17 protein-coding genes are annotated in these 15,489 nt (G+C 55.5%); 11 read left to right on the forward strand and 6 right to left on the reverse strand.

Annotated features, from left to right (window positions below; all coding sequences use genetic code 11):
* The first annotated feature begins 35 nt into the window (after window positions 1-35).
* The 10 genes from PHC90_07030 (at window position 36) to PHC90_07075 (ending at window position 8,439) form a co-directional block, all read left to right on the forward strand.
* Entirely contained in the window at window positions 36-935 is a 900-nt protein-coding gene (locus tag PHC90_07030; protein ID MDD3846103.1) for a hypothetical protein, read from the forward strand.
* Between the two features lie 172 nt (window positions 936-1,107).
* On the forward strand, window positions 1,108-1,458 hold the full coding sequence (locus PHC90_07035) for a hypothetical protein (GenBank protein MDD3846104.1): 351 nt from the start codon (window positions 1,108-1,110) through the stop codon (window positions 1,456-1,458).
* A 61-nt stretch (window positions 1,459-1,519) separates the two neighbouring features.
* Window positions 1,520-3,313, forward strand: a complete 1,794-nt coding sequence (gene lepA / locus PHC90_07040; GenBank protein MDD3846105.1) for a translation elongation factor 4 — start codon at window positions 1,520-1,522, stop codon at window positions 3,311-3,313.
* The gene (gene hemW, locus PHC90_07045; protein MDD3846106.1) at window positions 3,306-4,424 is read left to right on the forward strand and encodes a radical SAM family heme chaperone HemW; all 1,119 of its coding nucleotides are present in this window, start codon (window positions 3,306-3,308) and stop codon (window positions 4,422-4,424) included. The genes lepA and hemW overlap by 8 nt, the downstream gene beginning before the upstream one ends.
* A gap of 309 nt (window positions 4,425-4,733) precedes the next feature.
* Window positions 4,734-5,411, forward strand: a complete 678-nt coding sequence (locus PHC90_07050) for a MotA/TolQ/ExbB proton channel family protein (GenBank protein ID MDD3846107.1) — start codon at window positions 4,734-4,736, stop codon at window positions 5,409-5,411.
* A 26-nt stretch (window positions 5,412-5,437) separates the two neighbouring features.
* On the forward strand, window positions 5,438-5,821 hold the full coding sequence (locus tag PHC90_07055) for an ExbD/TolR family protein (protein ID MDD3846108.1): 384 nt from the start codon (window positions 5,438-5,440) through the stop codon (window positions 5,819-5,821).
* Window positions 5,814-6,596, forward strand: coding sequence for a TonB family protein (locus tag PHC90_07060; GenBank protein MDD3846109.1), 783 nt, complete (start codon window positions 5,814-5,816; stop codon window positions 6,594-6,596). Before PHC90_07055 ends, PHC90_07060 begins: the two co-directional genes overlap by 8 nt.
* A complete protein-coding gene (locus PHC90_07065) occupies window positions 6,593-7,390 on the forward strand; it encodes an undecaprenyl-diphosphate phosphatase (GenBank protein MDD3846110.1) in 798 nt (265 codons plus the stop codon). Before PHC90_07060 ends, PHC90_07065 begins: the two co-directional genes overlap by 4 nt.
* A 31-nt stretch (window positions 7,391-7,421) precedes the next feature.
* On the forward strand, window positions 7,422-7,583 hold the full coding sequence (locus PHC90_07070) for a hypothetical protein (protein MDD3846111.1): 162 nt from the start codon (window positions 7,422-7,424) through the stop codon (window positions 7,581-7,583).
* A gap of 25 nt (window positions 7,584-7,608) precedes the next feature.
* Window positions 7,609-8,439 carry a hypothetical protein gene (locus tag PHC90_07075; GenBank protein ID MDD3846112.1) on the forward strand — a complete coding sequence of 277 codons (831 nt, stop codon included), beginning with the start codon at window positions 7,609-7,611 and terminating at the stop codon, window positions 8,437-8,439.
* Here the strand turns inward: PHC90_07075 and PHC90_07080 are convergent.
* The gene (locus PHC90_07080) at window positions 8,424-8,915 is read right to left on the reverse strand and encodes a hypothetical protein (protein MDD3846113.1); all 492 of its coding nucleotides are present in this window, start codon (window positions 8,913-8,915) and stop codon (window positions 8,424-8,426) included. The two genes, PHC90_07075 and PHC90_07080, sit on opposite strands and share 16 nt — an antisense overlap.
* Before the next feature lie 357 nt (window positions 8,916-9,272).
* Here PHC90_07080 and PHC90_07085 point away from each other — a divergent pair, with 357 nt between their 5' ends.
* Window positions 9,273-9,503, forward strand: coding sequence for a hypothetical protein (locus PHC90_07085; GenBank protein ID MDD3846114.1), 231 nt, complete (start codon window positions 9,273-9,275; stop codon window positions 9,501-9,503).
* Between the two features lie 44 nt (window positions 9,504-9,547).
* Here the strand turns inward: PHC90_07085 and PHC90_07090 are convergent, their stop codons facing one another.
* From PHC90_07090 to PHC90_07110, 5 genes are all read right to left on the reverse strand, one after another.
* A complete protein-coding gene (locus PHC90_07090; GenBank protein MDD3846115.1) occupies window positions 9,548-9,916 on the reverse strand; it encodes a hypothetical protein in 369 nt (122 codons plus the stop codon).
* 104 nt (window positions 9,917-10,020) lie between these two features.
* Window positions 10,021-10,965, reverse strand: a complete 945-nt coding sequence (locus tag PHC90_07095; protein MDD3846116.1) for a DUF523 and DUF1722 domain-containing protein — start codon at window positions 10,963-10,965, stop codon at window positions 10,021-10,023.
* Window positions 10,966-11,111: 146 nt separating this feature from the next.
* Window positions 11,112-12,242 (reverse strand): lipocalin-like domain-containing protein, encoded by a 1,131-nt coding sequence (locus PHC90_07100; protein MDD3846117.1) that lies wholly within the window; start codon window positions 12,240-12,242, stop codon window positions 11,112-11,114.
* A 5-nt stretch (window positions 12,243-12,247) separates the two neighbouring features.
* Entirely contained in the window at window positions 12,248-14,737 is a 2,490-nt protein-coding gene (locus tag PHC90_07105; protein ID MDD3846118.1) for an FtsX-like permease family protein, read from the reverse strand.
* On the reverse strand, window positions 14,734-15,441 hold the full coding sequence (locus PHC90_07110) for an ABC transporter ATP-binding protein (protein MDD3846119.1): 708 nt from the start codon (window positions 15,439-15,441) through the stop codon (window positions 14,734-14,736). The genes PHC90_07105 and PHC90_07110 overlap by 4 nt, the downstream gene beginning before the upstream one ends.
* Between the last annotated feature and the right edge of the window lie 48 nt (window positions 15,442-15,489).

A 15,489-nucleotide genomic window follows, 5' to 3' on the forward strand; every position in this document is an offset into this window, starting at 1 on the left:
ATATTTTCTTGAGACCTGTCTGCAAGGGAGGAGATATGAACAGTTTCCCGGGATTCAAGATCGCAGGAAAGAGGGCGCGGCGGCCATGGGACACGCTGAAGGCTGCCGTCATCATAGCGGCAGGGCTCATCCTTTCGGGCTGCATCAACGACACCATGTCCATCAGCGTGAGACCCGATGGGAGCGGCACCATCGAAGAGACGGTTCTCATGGGCAATGAGTTCATCGAAATGATGCAGAACATGGGCAAGAACCTGAACGAAGAAGGGAAGGGCGCAACCGGGCAGGCCCCGGCCCAGGATGACGCAACGAAGCACGAAGGCGTCGTGTCGGAGATGATGGAAAAAGCGAAAAACAATGTGAAAGACTTCGGTGAAGGCGTGCGGTTCGTTTCCGTGAAACCGGCGAAAACGGATTCGGCGAGCGGCTACACCGCCCTCTATGCCTTTGACGATATCGGCAAGGTCACGGTGAACCAGAACCCGGGGGGCAAGGCACCCTTGAAGGGCAAGGAAAAGGAGAAAGGCAGGGAGAAGGACGTGATCCGATTTGTCTTCACAGAAGGGTCGCCCGCAAGACTCTCCATCCACATGCCTTCCCCCAGGCCGATAAGCAAGGAAAAGGCGGACCGGAAAGGACCGGCGAAGAACGATCCCGGTGCCATCGAGATGATGAAGGCCGTCTTCAAGGACATGAAGGTCAGCATTGCGCTCACCATTGAAGGCGATATCGTAAAGACCAACGCCACATACCGCTCCGGGCGGAAGATAACGCTCGTAGAGATGGATTTCGGCAGACTGATCAGCCACGCGGAGCTGCTCCAGAAGATCGACAAGGAACAGCCGCAATCCATCGAGGAGATGAAGACGATGCTGAAGAACATCGAAGGGCTCAAACTGGAATTCGAGAATCCCGTTATCATCGATTTCAAATGACGGATGTTTCCTTGAAGTAAAGAGGGGCGGGATAGTGAAGATGGCCATGCTGCTTCTTGCAGCATCCCTTCTTCTCGTGGGGTGCACGTTTGCCCATTTCCTTGACTTTACAGCCGCAAACCATTAATTTAAGGATTGATTTTTAAAAGATCGTGAAGGAGGACTTGGAAGAATGGTCAGGGCAAAATTGTGGTTCCGGTGTGCAGCGATGCACGATCCTGTGACCCCCATGGTCGCCCAGCCCGCTCTCGTCGGATGGGAAGCCAAGAGGCGCAGGGTCGACCTGACGATCGAGAGGTCTTTCAACGGGGAAGAACTGGTGAAGCGCATGAAGGGGTGGGTGACGACGGATCCGAAAGAGGTGATCGAGGTCGTCAGGAAATATGGCAGGCTCAAGGTCCTCGATGACCGTGAACTCGTCATCGAAGCGGAAAAGGAAGAGGACATGGACAGCCTTAATAGAGAACTTGCCGAGGTCTTCGGTGGAGAGGTCGACGTGGAGATAGTGAAAAGGTCACATTAGTATATCGGCGCCGCCCGCACCGGCGCGAGTCGCCGAAACCATCAGGAATGTACATCCGTTTATGAAACATATCAGGAACTTCAGCATAATCGCCCACATAGATCATGGCAAGTCGACCCTCGCCGACCGCCTGATCCAGTATACAAAGCTCGTTGACGACCGGCAGTTCCGGGACCAGATACTGGACAACATGGACATCGAGCGGGAGCGGGGCATCACCATAAAGAGCCAGACCGTCGATCTGCCCTACGTCGACGAAAAGGGCGAGGAATACGAGCTTAACCTCATCGACACGCCGGGGCATGTCGACTTTTCTTACGAGGTATCGCGGGCGCTTGCCTCCTGCGAGGGAGTGCTCCTCCTTGTCGATGCCTCCCAGGGCGTAGAGGCCCAGACGCTGGGCAATCTCTATGCCGCGCTGGAGCACAATCTCGTCATTATTCCCGTCATCAATAAGATCGACCTTCCCGTGGCCGACGTGGAGCGGGTCAAAACGGAGATCGACAATGAACTGGGGCTGGACCCTGATACGGCCATTCTCTGTTCCGCCAAGGATGGCACGGGAGTCGTGGACATTCTCCGCGCCATCGTGGATAAAATACCGCCCCCGACGGGAGACGCTGAAAAGCCGCTGACGGCCCTCATCTTTGATGCTCATTACGATTCTTTCCGCGGAACCATCGTAAGCTGCCGCGTTTTCGACGGCACCGTCAGGCAGGGGGATACGATACGGCTCATGTCGCAGGGAACGACGTACCGCGTCGAAGAGGTTGGGATTTTTCGCCTCGTGCGCGAACCACAGAAAGAATTGACGGCCGGAATGGTGGGTTATATCATCGCCGGCATAAAGACGGTGAGCGACACGAGGATAGGTGAGACTGTCACCCTCGATGCTCGGCCTGCGGAGCCCCTGCCCGGTTTCAAAGACGTAAAACCCGTTGTTTTTTCCTCGATTTACCCCATAGCTTCCGACGACTACCAGTCGCTCCTCGAGGCCCTTGAAAAATACAAGCTCAACGACGCGTCCCTCGTCTACCAGAAGGATTCATCGGCGGCCCTGGGCCAGGGTTTTCGCTGCGGGTACCTGGGGCTTTTACACCTCGAGATCGTTCAGGAGCGCCTCGAGAGGGAATTCGACCAGTCCATCATCATGACGGCGCCCAGCGTGCAGTACCGTTTCTATCTCGACGACGGCACCGAACTCGATGTGGACAATCCGTTATATTACCCCGATCCCGGGACGATAAAGTCATCGGAAGAGCCTTTTATACGGGCGAGCATCCTCATACCGGAGCGCTACGTCGGCGTCGTGATGAAGCTCTGCATGGAGCGCCGGGGCGTCAATTCGCACATGAGCTACCCGACGCCGGGGCGCGTGGAGATAACCTTCGACATGCCGCTCGCCGAGGTCATCTTCGATTTCTATGACAAGCTCAAGAGCATTACCCAGGGCTACGGTTCTTTCGATTACGAACTCGTCGATTACCGGGAAAGCAACCTTGTGAAGCTTGACATCCTTGTGAACGGCGAGAAGGTGGACGCCCTGTCCATCCTTGTCCATCGGGACAACGCACGGGAGCGGGCCGTCAGGGTCTGCGACCGCCTCAAGGACGAGATACCGAAACAGCAGTTCAAGATCGCCATACAGGGGGCGATAGGGGGAAAGATCATCGCCCGCTCGACCATTTCGGCATACCGGAAGGATGTTACGGCGAAGTGTTACGGCGGTGACATCTCCCGCAAGAGGAAGCTTCTGGAGAAGCAGAAGAAAGGCAAGAAGCGGATGCGCATCGTCGGAAACGTCGAGATCCCGCAGAGTGCCTTTCTGGCCGCTCTCAAGACCGACGATGAATAGGACGGAGCACCCCGGCCTGTATGTCCACGTGCCTTTCTGCAAGACAAAGTGTCCCTACTGTGATTTCTATTCCGTAACAGAGACGAGACGCATCAAGGAATGGTCAAATGCCGTCCTTAAAGAGGCGTTGCACTACAGGGCGGAGTTTCCCCGGTTCGATTCTCTCTATATAGGAGGAGGAACCCCGTCGCTCCTCGACTATGATGACATGGGGGCCCTCGTTGCAGGGCTTCGGGACATCTTTCGATTCGATGACGCCATGGAGTTGACCATTGAAGTCAACCCCGATGATGTTACGAAAGAGAAGCTTGCCCTGTACCGGTCGCTCGGGGTGAACCGGGTCAGTCTCGGTGTCCAGTCCTTTAACGAGGAGGATGTCCGGTTCCTCGGGAGGCGTCATACTGCCCGGCAGGCACAGGAAGCGGTCCGCTTTGTCGCAGAAGGGGGCTTTGCGGAGTTTGGCATCGACCTCATCTATGGACTGCCCGGCCAGACCGTCAGGACATGGCGGGAGACGCTTGAAAGGGCTCTTTCCTGCGGGCCGGTCCATCTTTCCTGTTACCAGCTTACAGTGGAGGGCGACACGCCCTTTTTCCGCCTTTCGCGCAAGGGAGGCCTCAAGCTTCCCAATGACGCCAGACAGGCGGCACTTTTTCGGGCCACGTCGAATTACCTCACGGGCCAGGGCTTCATTCACTACGAGGTCTCCAACTTTGCGAAGGGGGATGAGAGCCTCTCACGCCATAACGTCAAATACTGGCAGCATACACCCTATCTCGGCCTCGGGCCTTCCGCCCATTCCTTCTCGGGGGACAGGAGATGGTGGAACCACCGCAGCCTCAAAGACTACCTGGGGGGTATCGATACGCGCTCTTGCGCCGTCGGAGGATCGGAGGTGCTTTCGGAAGAACAGATGCGTCTCGAACGTCTGCTTTTCGGTTTCAGGACACGATGGGGGCTGGAGGAAGCGGAACTGCCCGGGGACCTCTGCCGAAAGCGCCTGGAGGACCTTCAAAAGAAAGGCCTCATTGAGATCAGCGAAAAGCGGATAACCCCTACGCTGGAAGGCTACCTCTTTGCTGACAGGCTGCCTTTAATGGTTTCCGAATAACGGGCCGCCAGAATATTTTTTTATTGACAAGAACTCCGTAATACATTATCATAAATCAAGCTATGTTAAATAATTCACATATAACCACTGAGAATAGCCTGAAAACAAGGGCAGTTACGATTGGCGAGAAATCAATCCGTGAAACTATCAGAAAGGTTTCGGTCATAACGTGCATTATTTCACATAGCATCACTTAACGCGAAATTCACCTCCACAAGCTTCTCATAATAACCCCCCTTCCCCCTGGCACCCAACCAGGGGGTTTTTCTTTACAATGAGGCATCTTTTAGTGTAATCTCTTGACTCAGAATGGACGTATCAAGCGCAGACATGTATACCGGCGGGCTTATCGGGATGCTCCTCTCCGCAGGGCCGATGGCCAAAGCGGTTATGGCGATTCTGTTTTTTTTCTCCATAATGGCGTGGACGATCATCTTCATGAAGTTTCGCCAGTACAGCAGGACGGAAGCCGAGGGCGAGCGGTTTTTCCGGGCTCTTAAGGAGGCCGATTCATTTAAGAAGCTTATATCGGTCTATCGGGACAGCCAGGACAACGCCTTTTACCGCCTCGTGCTCGCCTGCTACAAGGAAGTCACTGCGAGGCAGAAGGACAATCCGGGTAGAGTTCACAAAGACGATCTGCCCGGCATCGAGAACATGCTCCGAATAGCCATATCGGATGAATCGGTGAAGCTCGAAAGACGTCTTTCCTTTCTCGCGACCGTGGCCAACACAGCGCCGTTCATCGGTCTTTTCGGCACAGTATGGGGTATTATGGACTCCTTTCGTGAGATCGGGATTCGGGGTACCACGAGCCTTGCGGTTGTGGCACCGGGCATCAGCGAGGCGCTCATCGCCACGGCCCTGGGTCTGGCCACTGCCATACCTGCCGTTCTTGCCTATAACTACTTTCTGGGCAGACTCAAAAGGATCCTCTCCCGCATGGACAATGCAGCAATATATCTTATCAACATCCTGGAGAAATGAAAGCACGGGGCGATTCAAAAGGGCCATTGTCAGAGATCAACATTATTCCCCTCGTTGATGTCATGCTTGTTCTTCTTATTGTGTTTATGATCACCGCGCCCATGATGCAGCACGGGCTCGGTATCGACATTCCCAATGTGACGGCCAAGGCCTTGCCCGCGAAGGAGGAGCCGCAGATCCTTAACATCACAAAGGATCAGAGGCTCATTCTCAACGAGAAGAGGATCGAAGCCAAAGACCTGAAAGGGGCCATACAATTTCTTTTTGCCAACAAGGACAAGAAAGAGATATTCCTGCGCGCTGATAAGGATGTGCCCTATGGTTTTGTCGTCAGGTGCATGGGGACCATCAGGGAAGCTGGCGTCGATAAAGTGAACATAGTAACGAAGCCTCTGGATAGAAATGAGTGAAGAGACCTGGTACAAGTTTCTTGCTGTTTCCATGGCGCTTCATATCATCGTTTTGGGCGCTTTTTCCATCCCCATAAAATGGGGTTCTTCCAGGAAGATCGATCTGTCGTCGGCATATTCCGTTAATCTCGTCGGCAGCGCGGGCAGTCTGGGAGGCGGATCGGGAGGGCGGAAGGTCGCCGCGGAATCCAAGCCCCAACCGAAGCCGGACAAACCCGCACCCGCTGTCAAGGAAAAGAAGACTCCCCCCAAAAAACTTCAGCCGATCCGGAAAGAGGATAACGCCGTGTCCATTTCGAAGAAAAAGGTTCCCCCGAGGAACAAGGCGACCAGGGAGGAAGTTGACCGTCTCGAAGAGCGGATACGCAACATCAGGAAGAAAACAGACTACATAGACGTCGCAAAGGCCGGATCGGGTGGTTCCGGCAGAGGCACGGGCTCCGGAATAGGTTTGCCCGGCTCCGGCGGCGGTTCCGGTACACCCCTTGACCCTGCGATGCAGAAATACCTTCTCGATGTCTATGAAAAGATAAAGAATGCATGGAATGTCCCCGGCATGGCAAAGAAGGATCTTGAAACGATCATTACGATCAAGGTGAGAAAGGACGGACGCATTACCGACATAGACATTGAAAAACGCTCCGGCAACAGGATATATGACGAGTCCATCCTTCGCGTTCTGAGGGCGGTGGAACCGTTGCCGGCCATCCCGTCGTCCCTCAATACGGATTCCCTGGAGATAGGGTTCCGGTTCCTGCCGGGAGGGATCTCGTGACGGTACTGCAGAGCATCCTTATGGGTGCCGTGCAGGGCATCACGGAATTTCTCCCCATCAGCAGCTCTGCCCACCTGATCGCCATCCCCTGGTTCTTTGAAATGTCCCAGGAGGGCATCAACCCGCTGACGTACGATATCATACTCCATTTCGGCACACTCTTCGCGGTCCTGTTGATCTACGGCAAGAGATTTGCCCGTGTTGTCGTCGAGGGACTCATCGACTTCAGGGGTGGCCGCGGGGCCGATTCCATGCTCTTCAAGCTGGTCATTGCCACCATCCCGGCAGTGATAGCCGGTTTTCTCGGGAAGGACATCATTGAGAGCTACTTGAGGGCCCCTTTCGTAGCGGCCTTCATGCTTTCCCTCGTGTCGATCCTCATGATCGTATCCGAGAGGATCAACATCGACAGAAGCGATCTCACCACGCCCATCGCCATCGCGATCGGTGTCGCTCAGGCCATCGCCCTTGTGCCCGGGACGTCGCGAAGCGGCATCACCATCACTATGGCATTGCTTCTCGGTCTGAAAAAAAGCGAAGCCGTCGATTTTTCTTTCATGCTTTCCATTCCCATCATCCTGGGAGTGTCTCTCTCCGAAATGAGACACGTTCAGTTCCAGGGGGAAGGGACGGCGCTCTATGTCTGCGGCATGCTTTCGGCCTTTGTTTTTGGCGCCGTCAGCCTCAAGTTTCTCATCGGGTATCTGAAGAAACATACCCTTGACCTGTTTGCTTACTATCGCATTGCCCTCGCCCTGCTCATCCTTATCTTCTCCTTCGTCTCCCGTGTTTGACACGGGTTCGTCTTCGCCGTACAATATCACCGTGAAAGAGAACGAACAAGAGGAGGCCGTGAAGGGTATCGAGGCTTCTTTGACGAGGTATGATCCAGAGAACCTTCCCTGCACGAAACTCTGTATATGCGACATAATCCGGGACCTGCCGGAACTCAGCGCTGAAGACATTGCCCGGTTCCAGGACAGGTAGAACATCTCCGGCGCGAGGGTCTGCAATGTCCGGCGAACCCTTTGTTGAATTGCCGGATATGGGGGCCTTCCGGCGAGAGGTCATGGAGTTCTACGGGCGGTACAAGCGGGTGTTTCCCTGGAGGGAAGACATCACGCCATACAGGGTGGTCGTCTCCGAGATCATGCTGCAGCAGACCGGGGTCGATCGGGTAAGGGAAAAGTACGAGCCCTTTATCCGGTTGCTGCCGGATTTCGGTTCTCTTGCGGCCGCGCCTCTTCGGGACGTCATGGGGGCCTGGCAGGGTCTGGGATACAACCGCAGAGCTCTCTTGCTCAAAAGGCTCGCCGTGGTCGTAATGGAGAGACATTCGGGCGAACTTCCGCAGGACCGGGAATCCTTGCTTGCTCTGCCGGGGGTTGGCGAGGCTACAGCCGGGGCTATCATGGCATTCGCTTTCAACATGCCCGCGGCATTCATCGAAACCAACATCAGGCGGGTCTTCATTCACCGCTTCTTCACAGACCATACGAGGGTCTCGGACAGGCAGATCATGCCCCTTGTCGAGGCCGCACTCGACCGGTCGAACCCCAGGGATTGGTACTACGCCCTAATGGATTACGGGTCCGTGCTTGGGAAGACAGTACAGAACCCGAACAGGAGGAGTGCACATTATTCCAGACAGGCCCCTTTTCCCGATTCCGACAGAAAAGCCAGGGGGAAGATAATCAGTCTTCTTCTACAGAAGGGCTTTGCGGCTATCGACGATATCACCTGCGCCACGGGCCACGATAAGGACCGATTGGCGTCAGTGCTTCACACGATGATCAGGGACGGCCTGATCGTGCAGGATGACGGGGATTACCGGATCGTCTGAGAAAGCGCTGTCGGTGGGTGATAGGCAACCGCGAGCATCCCGTAGTATATGACGAAAAAGACAATGTGAAGCAAGACCTGCTCAAGCCAGGTCAAGGGTCCGGCCTTGCTCCCGAAAAAACCCTGCCCCGCTGTGGGCAGGGCGATAAAAAGCATGGATAGCCACAGGAGGAAGACATAGAAAGCTGTCAACCCGACGGAAAGGGTCTCGAGGCCTGCGAGGCCGGCGGCCACCGGGTACATGGCGCCGAATACCCCGCTTGTCACCAGGTGCATGGGGACGCCGGCAAGATAAACAAGCTTGGGACTGCCCTCCATACCGAAGTTTCTCAGGAGAAACTTCCCGTCAACAATGAACATACTTGACTTGAAGATCCGTAAACGGGCTGCGACCTCGGAAGTAATACCCATGGCCATGCCGGCCACCAAACCTGCCAGAAATCCGGAAAGCCACTGCAAAAAAGTCCCGGTTGCCATATGTGCCACCTCCGTGCAAAAAGAATTCCTGTTTCAATTATAAACCACTGCTGTCGAAAGTGCATAATGACTGACCCTCGTTCTCTTATTCCGGCCTCGTCTTGCCCCTCATGCCGTTCTTTTCGCTAACGTTTGTGATATCCATTGGTTAGGTCTTGCCGCTTGACAAAATATTAATTGTGTATATCTTAATGGGATATGGTACCTCTTCTGGGGTACCCAGTCTTGTAGAAAGGAGACATTATGTTTGAGGTAACAGAAAAAGCCGGTGAGGTGATCAGAAAACTCCTCGAAGGCAAAGGAGAACCCCAGTCGGTCAGGATCATGATGACCGAAGGTGGTTGATCGGGGCCCTCATTGGGCATGGCCCTGGATGGGCCATTAAGCGGCGACGAAACATTCGTGGAAAAGGGAGTGAAGTTTATTATCGACAAGGAACTTTACGAAGAAGCCAAACCCATCAACATTGATTTCATCGAGTCCGCGACGGGAGCGGGGTTTCTTCTGAAGTCGGCGTTATCGGCCAAGAACAGCGGTGATTGCTGTTCAACAAGCGCTGGCGGCTGCGGTTCCGGCTGCAGCAGTTGAGAGCGTGGAACAAACAAGGGGCCGGGTGCTTACCCGGCCCCTTTCTATTTGTGGTCGCTTGAGATTATCGCAACACCCGCCGCTGAACCTCCCCGATAGGATTTGTTCTTCGTGATGGTCCTGGCTGTTGCCTTTCCCCGGCTCATGACGAACTGAACGGTTACGCGGTCCCCTTCCTTGATATTGTTGACCGTTTTATAGCCCTTGAGCTTTGCTCCGCCGATGTCAAATGTCATCCCTGCGTTTCTCGATTCCACAACCATCGTCATCTCGGAGGTATCGATGGATGTTACTCTGCCGGTGAGCCTCTCGATCTTCTGTCCCTTCTGTGGCTTTGGAGTGAGCGCAAGAACCTGGGATGCCAGGGTAAGGAACACCGCCACCACAAGAATGGATGTAATGATCTTTTTCACGATAGAACCTCCTTTGCGGGTGATAACCAATGACCACATTCCAATAACCATAAGGAGCTTGTACCATCTTGGCTATTTGGATTTGTTCATCGGTTATTATCATCTCACGCATGATTTCTCAGCATCAGCTCCAGGGGATGCTGGTTCAGATAGTGCTGCTCTTCGAGATATGGCTTATCGTATTTCCGCACGTAATGGTTGAGGAGCGTCACGGGTACCACGAGGGGAATCAGTCCGCGATGGTACGCGTCTATTATCTCAAGAAGGTCTTTTTTCTCGGCGCCGGTCAAGTCCTTCTTGAAGTAGCCCAAAATGTGCTGGAGGACGTTGGTGTTCTTTCGGGTTGTGGCAATGAGGCGGAGCCCTTCTATGAGGGTCTCGATGTAGGTAGTGCAAAGGTCTTGCCCGAATCCCTTTGCGCCGCCGACAAGTTTGCCCAGCGCCGATAGGTGTTTCTGGCTGTGGGCCATTACGAGGAGCTTATGATTGCTGTGAAACTCAACGAGATCCTTGAGGGAGCCCCCCGTTTTCGTGAATTCCCGCCACCTTTCGAAGACGAATACGCGCTTGATGAAGCTCTCGCGCAGCCCCGGGTCGTGAAGCCGGTTCTCATCCTCTACGGGTATCAGGGGAAACCTCTTCATAAAGGCGGCCGCGAAGAGCCCCACGCCACGGTGGACGGGCGGTGCCGACCCCATGTAGACCTTGACCCCCCGCATGCCGGAACTCGGAGATCTGCACTTGAATATATAACCGGAAAGTTCCTGCCCTGCCAGTTCGTCAAGCCTTTTCTCAGCCCATTGTTTCATTCTCTCGGTGTGATCGATACCCGTGTGGACGGTCACCAGTCGAGGATTGTCAACGTCATCGGCAAGATGCATCGGTTCTCTGGGAACGGGCAAGCCGCATTCGACCTCGGGGCATACAGGAACGAAGTGGAAGAACTGGCCCAGTGTGTCCGTTATGTACCGGTCATGCTTGTGCCCGCCGTCATATCGAACCTTCTCGCCCAGAAGGCATCTGCTGATGCCGATCGTTATCTTATCCATCCGTCCCCCTCGAACAACCGGTTTCACGTTTCAAATTCCAGGTCTCAGGCAAAGGCTATAAACAAATCTGTACTATCACTTCGAGATTATACCAGTATCCCCGACTTTTATCCTGAAACTTTGCAGGTTGAAACGTGAAACCGTCTCTAGAACTTACCTCCCAGCGTGCCGGCGTAGCCGGTGAGCTCGACATATCCTTCGACGGTCACCTCTTTCCCCTGTGACGTTCCCTTCCCGTCGACGGCTCCTTCCCAGTACGTGATGCCCGTCGATGCCGTATTGACAAGTTCCTGGTCCGCGACGAGGGGAGCAATGGTGACATCGATGGCGGCAGCGGGGACCCGGATGCGCCAGGCCGCCGGATATCGCCCGGCCGTTTTGACGCTTTTCCAATAGGCGAGGATGGTTGTGTCTATGGCTGAGAGTGTGAGATGACGCGAGGCGCTGTCGGGTTCCACGAGGGTTCCCGATGATTCCTTCTCCATGGTGCCGTCCTTTTTCCTCAGGTAATACACCATCAGGTCACGGCCGTCGCTGAGGTGCAGCGCAAACCAATCCCAGCCCGCCTGCTCCTGTGACAGCTGGTTGGAACCGAATTCCTGGTCGAACCAGCTTATTCCCCGTACCGCGACAGGGCCTTTCATGCCCGGGCTCCTGAGGGTGCCTTCCGTCCTCAGGTCCGTGAAAGAATAGTAATATGAGGCCTGACCCGGCAGCGGGCCCTTCCTGCTGAGTCCCTGCCGGCCATGGAGGACAAGGGGCTTGGCGGGCGTGAGACTGAGCGCAAGTTCCATGCCGTCATGGGCGGCCTTGAGGATGATCCGGCCATCTCTCATGAGGGCGGACCAGTTGAGGACATGGACGTTCATGGCATCACCGGCTGACCCGGCGAGGCCAGGCCCCTTCCGTGAGACGCGGTCACGGTAGCGGAAGGTTCCATTCGTAACATCGGTAATGGCAAAATGGGCGAGGTAGATGTCCCGCACGGACCAGGGTTTGGAGGCGTTTTTGGATCCCAGCGCCAGGCCGTAGCGAAAAAAGGTGAGTTGGTACCCGTATCTGTTTCCCTGGCTGTTGGTCAGGTTTCCGGTGAAATACCACCATTCGGTCCTGTATTCCCCATGGCTTCCGTGGTCGCGGGGAAAGGACCAAAGCCGCAATTCCGAAGCCTGTTTCCACTCCCGCGCGACCAAAGTCCCGGGGGTATAGAGGGAGCACAGAAAGGTGAAAACAAGGAAAACAGCGAATCTGGCGGCAAGGTTGTGCCGGATCTTCATAGCTCTCAGTCCTCCCTGATCTGCATGACCGGGTACCTGCGGATCACTGACCACACCGGGTATGCACAGGCGGCCGCGCTGGCTGTGAGTGCCGTGAGCGCCGCGACCACGTATGGGCGTGCGGTAAAATGGTAGAAGATGGTCCAGTTGAAGCTTTGAAGGTTGATGACCTTGATGAGGATAAGCGCGAAGACGGTCCCCACGACGGTGCTCATGAAAAAACTTATGAGTCCCAGCCCCAGGCCTTCCGCAACGGTCATGCGTGCGACATCACCGAGGGTGAACCCCAGGGCGCGGTAGACGCCGAACTCCTTCTGTCGTTCGACAAAAAGCGTCATAAGCGCCCCGGCTATGCCGAAAAAAGCCACAATGACAGCGAGAACGCGCATTGACCGCGTGACGGCAAAGGTGCTGTCGAAAACATCAAGTATCCTCCCGTGGAACTCTTCACGGGTCGCAAAGGGAAGGCCATAGGATCGCGCTTTGTGTTTTACCTCCTCGATGATCCTTGCGTGATCGGAATTCCCTTTGTCGATAAAGACACCCAGACTGTTTATGGTCCTGTCGCGAAAGAGTCTCAGATAGATGGAACGGTCCATCATGATCACCCCGTGTTCCGAAGCATAATCGTAGTAAACGGCAGCAACGAGAAGCTCCGCCGGGCCGTGAACCGCTTCAATGGTGATCCGGTCTCCCCGTCCAACCTTGAATCTCCGGGAGAAACTCTCGGAGATGATGACATCGCCCCGCTTCACCTGTTCCCAGCTCCCGTCCCCTCCATCGAGCCAGCCGAACCGATCATATCGCTGGAGAACAGAGGCGTCTATGGAGGTGATCGAGGCCGGTTTACCCCTGAAGGTTATCGGGACGTTGCGGAAAACATCGATGCCGCCGATACCCGGTATCATTTTCAGTTCCTCATAAAGCTCTTCCGGTACGTTCACGTCAGCCTTTGTCGAGATGTACAGGTCGCCCCGAAGCTGGCCGTTCATCCACCACACGAGGGAGTGGCGAAAGCTGTCGATCATGGATGCGAGGCCGATGGACATGGATAAAGCGATCATGAAGGCAGCAACGGCAACGGATGTCCTCCCCAGGTTCTCTCTGATGTTCCCGATGGCTATCCGGCCGGCGAGTCCCATGACCGAGGAGAAAAGACGCTTCATTCCGGGAACCGCGAGGATGATGACAAAGCCCGCGAAAAGACTTGCGCCGAGAAGAAAGACGAAGGCACCGGCAAAACCGACATATACATGGAGAAAAGAGAGCCCGAAAAGGGCAAGCGCCAGGGCCAGGCAGACCCCTCCCGCCACGGCGATGGTCTTCATTTTTTTCGATGCGCCACGGGTCGCCGTCCTTCCCCTGAGGACGTGCACGGGCTGGACGCGGCGGAGTTCCACAAGGGGCGGCAGACAGCCCACGATGCTTGCCGTGCAGCCGAGGAAGACCCCTCCCGCCAGGTTCCAGGAAGACCAGGGAAGCGCGGAAGGTCTCAGAAAGAAGTAGAGGGTGCTTATGGTATTGCCTACGACCTGCACGAGAAATGTGCTCAGGAGGTAGCCGAGGGCTCCCCCGAGGGCTCCCCCGAGGGCTCCGAGGAGAAGGACCTCGACAAGAAAGGCGCCAGCCACCTGTTCCCTGGATGCGCCAACAGAAAGAAGGATGCCGGCATCCTTGCGCCTGCTTACCACAGCGAACATGGCCGTGTTGTATATGAGGAAGATGCCCACAAAGAGGGCGAAGAGGGATAGCGCCTGAAGATTCAGCTTGAAGGCGCCAAGAAGGGCCGACAGGGTTTGAGCCTTCTCGGTGTTGGATTCGATGGTGAAACCCGTGGCCCATCGCCGCCGGAGGGCCTCTTCGTCGGTGACGACAAGGTCGGCACGGTCGACGTACCCTCTCATGCGGAAGAACTCCTGAGCATGCCCTAAGTCGATGATTATGAGAGGCTCGCCGGAGGGATTGCGAAAGATGTGAACGACCTTCAGGGGCCCCTGCAAGGTCGTGAGGGTGCCTCCCGGTGAAAGGTTCAGATCCTTCGCTATGCTCTCATCGACAAGAACCGCCCCGGCATCGAAAAGGAAGGATGAAAAGACCCCTTCTCCTTTATTATCGCTGGCAGACGCGGCTATCTGGGCCGTGATCGTACGGAGGTCCTTGTCAAGAAAAGGGTCGACGCCAAGCATGCGGACCTGCTTGCCTCCCTCCAGCCTGACCCTCCGGTCGATGACGGGAGCGAAATGCTTGACAGCGGGGTCGCCCATAAGTCCCGAGAGCAGTCCTTCGTCCATGGGTCCCGCCGGGCGTGCAATGGTGTGGGTGGTGTCTCCCCTGAGGAAGTCGACGGCGTTCCCCAGGCTCTCAAGGGCGGAGCGGGAGGCCAGCGTCATCCCCACCGCAGCAGCCACACCCAGTGCGATGCCGAGAAGCTGGAGTATACTGAGGCTCTTTCGCCGCACCAGGTAGCGCAGGAATGACCGGATGACGCCTGTCAAGGGGCCAGACCTTTGCAGGAGTTTTCTTCGAATATCCTGCCGTCGGTCATCCGCAAGACCCTGTCGGCGTATTCGCATGTGTTCATGGCGTGGCTCACCATGATGAGGGTCGTGCCGGCGTCGCGGCAACGGCTGGTCAAGAGGGTAAGTATCTGCACTCCCGTCGCGGAATCCAGATTCCCCGTCGGTTCATCGGCGAGGATGATGGGAGGCTTCTTGACGAGGGCCCGGGCTATGGCGACACGCTGCTGTTCCCCGCCTGAAAGTTCATGAGGAAATCGCCGCTCCTTGCCGGCAAGACCTACAAGGTCCAGGAATTCATGGGTGAGCCTCTCGTCGGCACGCCCGGCCAGTTCAAGGGAGAGATGGACGTTTTCCGCCGCGGTGAGCGTTGGCAGAAGGTTGAAGAACTGAAAGACGAAACCCAGTTTGTGGCGCCGAAGGAGGGTCCTGCCTTTTTCTCCCAGGGCCCCGAGGTCCTCCTTATCGATCTCGATCCGCCCCCGCGTAGGTTCATCGAGACCCGCCAGCAGATTGAGGAGCGTTGTCTTTCCCGAGCCGCTCTTCCCGAAAAGGGCTATGATCTGACCCTTTTTAATATCAAGATCGACGCCCCGAAGGGCCATGCCGTCATGACCTTCATCCTCGTATTGTTTCCAAAGGTCATATGTCCGTATTATCGAAGATGTCTCTGAAACTTTCATGGGTACATCAATATTATATTCTGAAGGAAGAAATGTCCAACGACCGTA

Source organism: Syntrophorhabdaceae bacterium, from assembly GCA_028698615.1.
Lineage (GTDB): Bacteria > Desulfobacterota > Syntrophorhabdia > Syntrophorhabdales > Syntrophorhabdaceae > Delta-02.

Bases quoted from the DNA above. Each gene is read 5' to 3' on its own strand.
- PHC90_07080 (MDD3846113.1), bottom strand. From the start codon at position 8,915: ATGGCAACCGGGACTTTTTTGCAGTGGCTTTCCGGATTTCTGGCAGGT.
- PHC90_07050 (MDD3846107.1), top strand. From the start codon at position 4,734: ATGGACGTATCAAGCGCAGACATGTATACCGGCGGGCTTATCGGGATG.
- PHC90_07100 (MDD3846117.1), bottom strand. From the start codon at position 12,242: ATGAAGATCCGGCACAACCTTGCCGCCAGATTCGCTGTTTTCCTTGTT.
- lepA (MDD3846105.1), top strand. From the start codon at position 1,520: ATGAAACATATCAGGAACTTCAGCATAATCGCCCACATAGATCATGGC.
- PHC90_07075 (MDD3846112.1), top strand. From the start codon at position 7,609: ATGTCCGGCGAACCCTTTGTTGAATTGCCGGATATGGGGGCCTTCCGG.
- PHC90_07095 (MDD3846116.1), bottom strand. From the start codon at position 10,965: ATGGATAAGATAACGATCGGCATCAGCAGATGCCTTCTGGGCGAGAAG.
- PHC90_07110 (MDD3846119.1), bottom strand. From the start codon at position 15,441: ATGAAAGTTTCAGAGACATCTTCGATAATACGGACATATGACCTTTGG.
- hemW (MDD3846106.1), top strand. From the start codon at position 3,306: ATGAATAGGACGGAGCACCCCGGCCTGTATGTCCACGTGCCTTTCTGC.
- PHC90_07030 (MDD3846103.1), top strand. From the start codon at position 36: ATGAACAGTTTCCCGGGATTCAAGATCGCAGGAAAGAGGGCGCGGCGG.
- PHC90_07060 (MDD3846109.1), top strand. From the start codon at position 5,814: ATGAGTGAAGAGACCTGGTACAAGTTTCTTGCTGTTTCCATGGCGCTT.
- PHC90_07035 (MDD3846104.1), top strand. From the start codon at position 1,108: ATGGTCAGGGCAAAATTGTGGTTCCGGTGTGCAGCGATGCACGATCCT.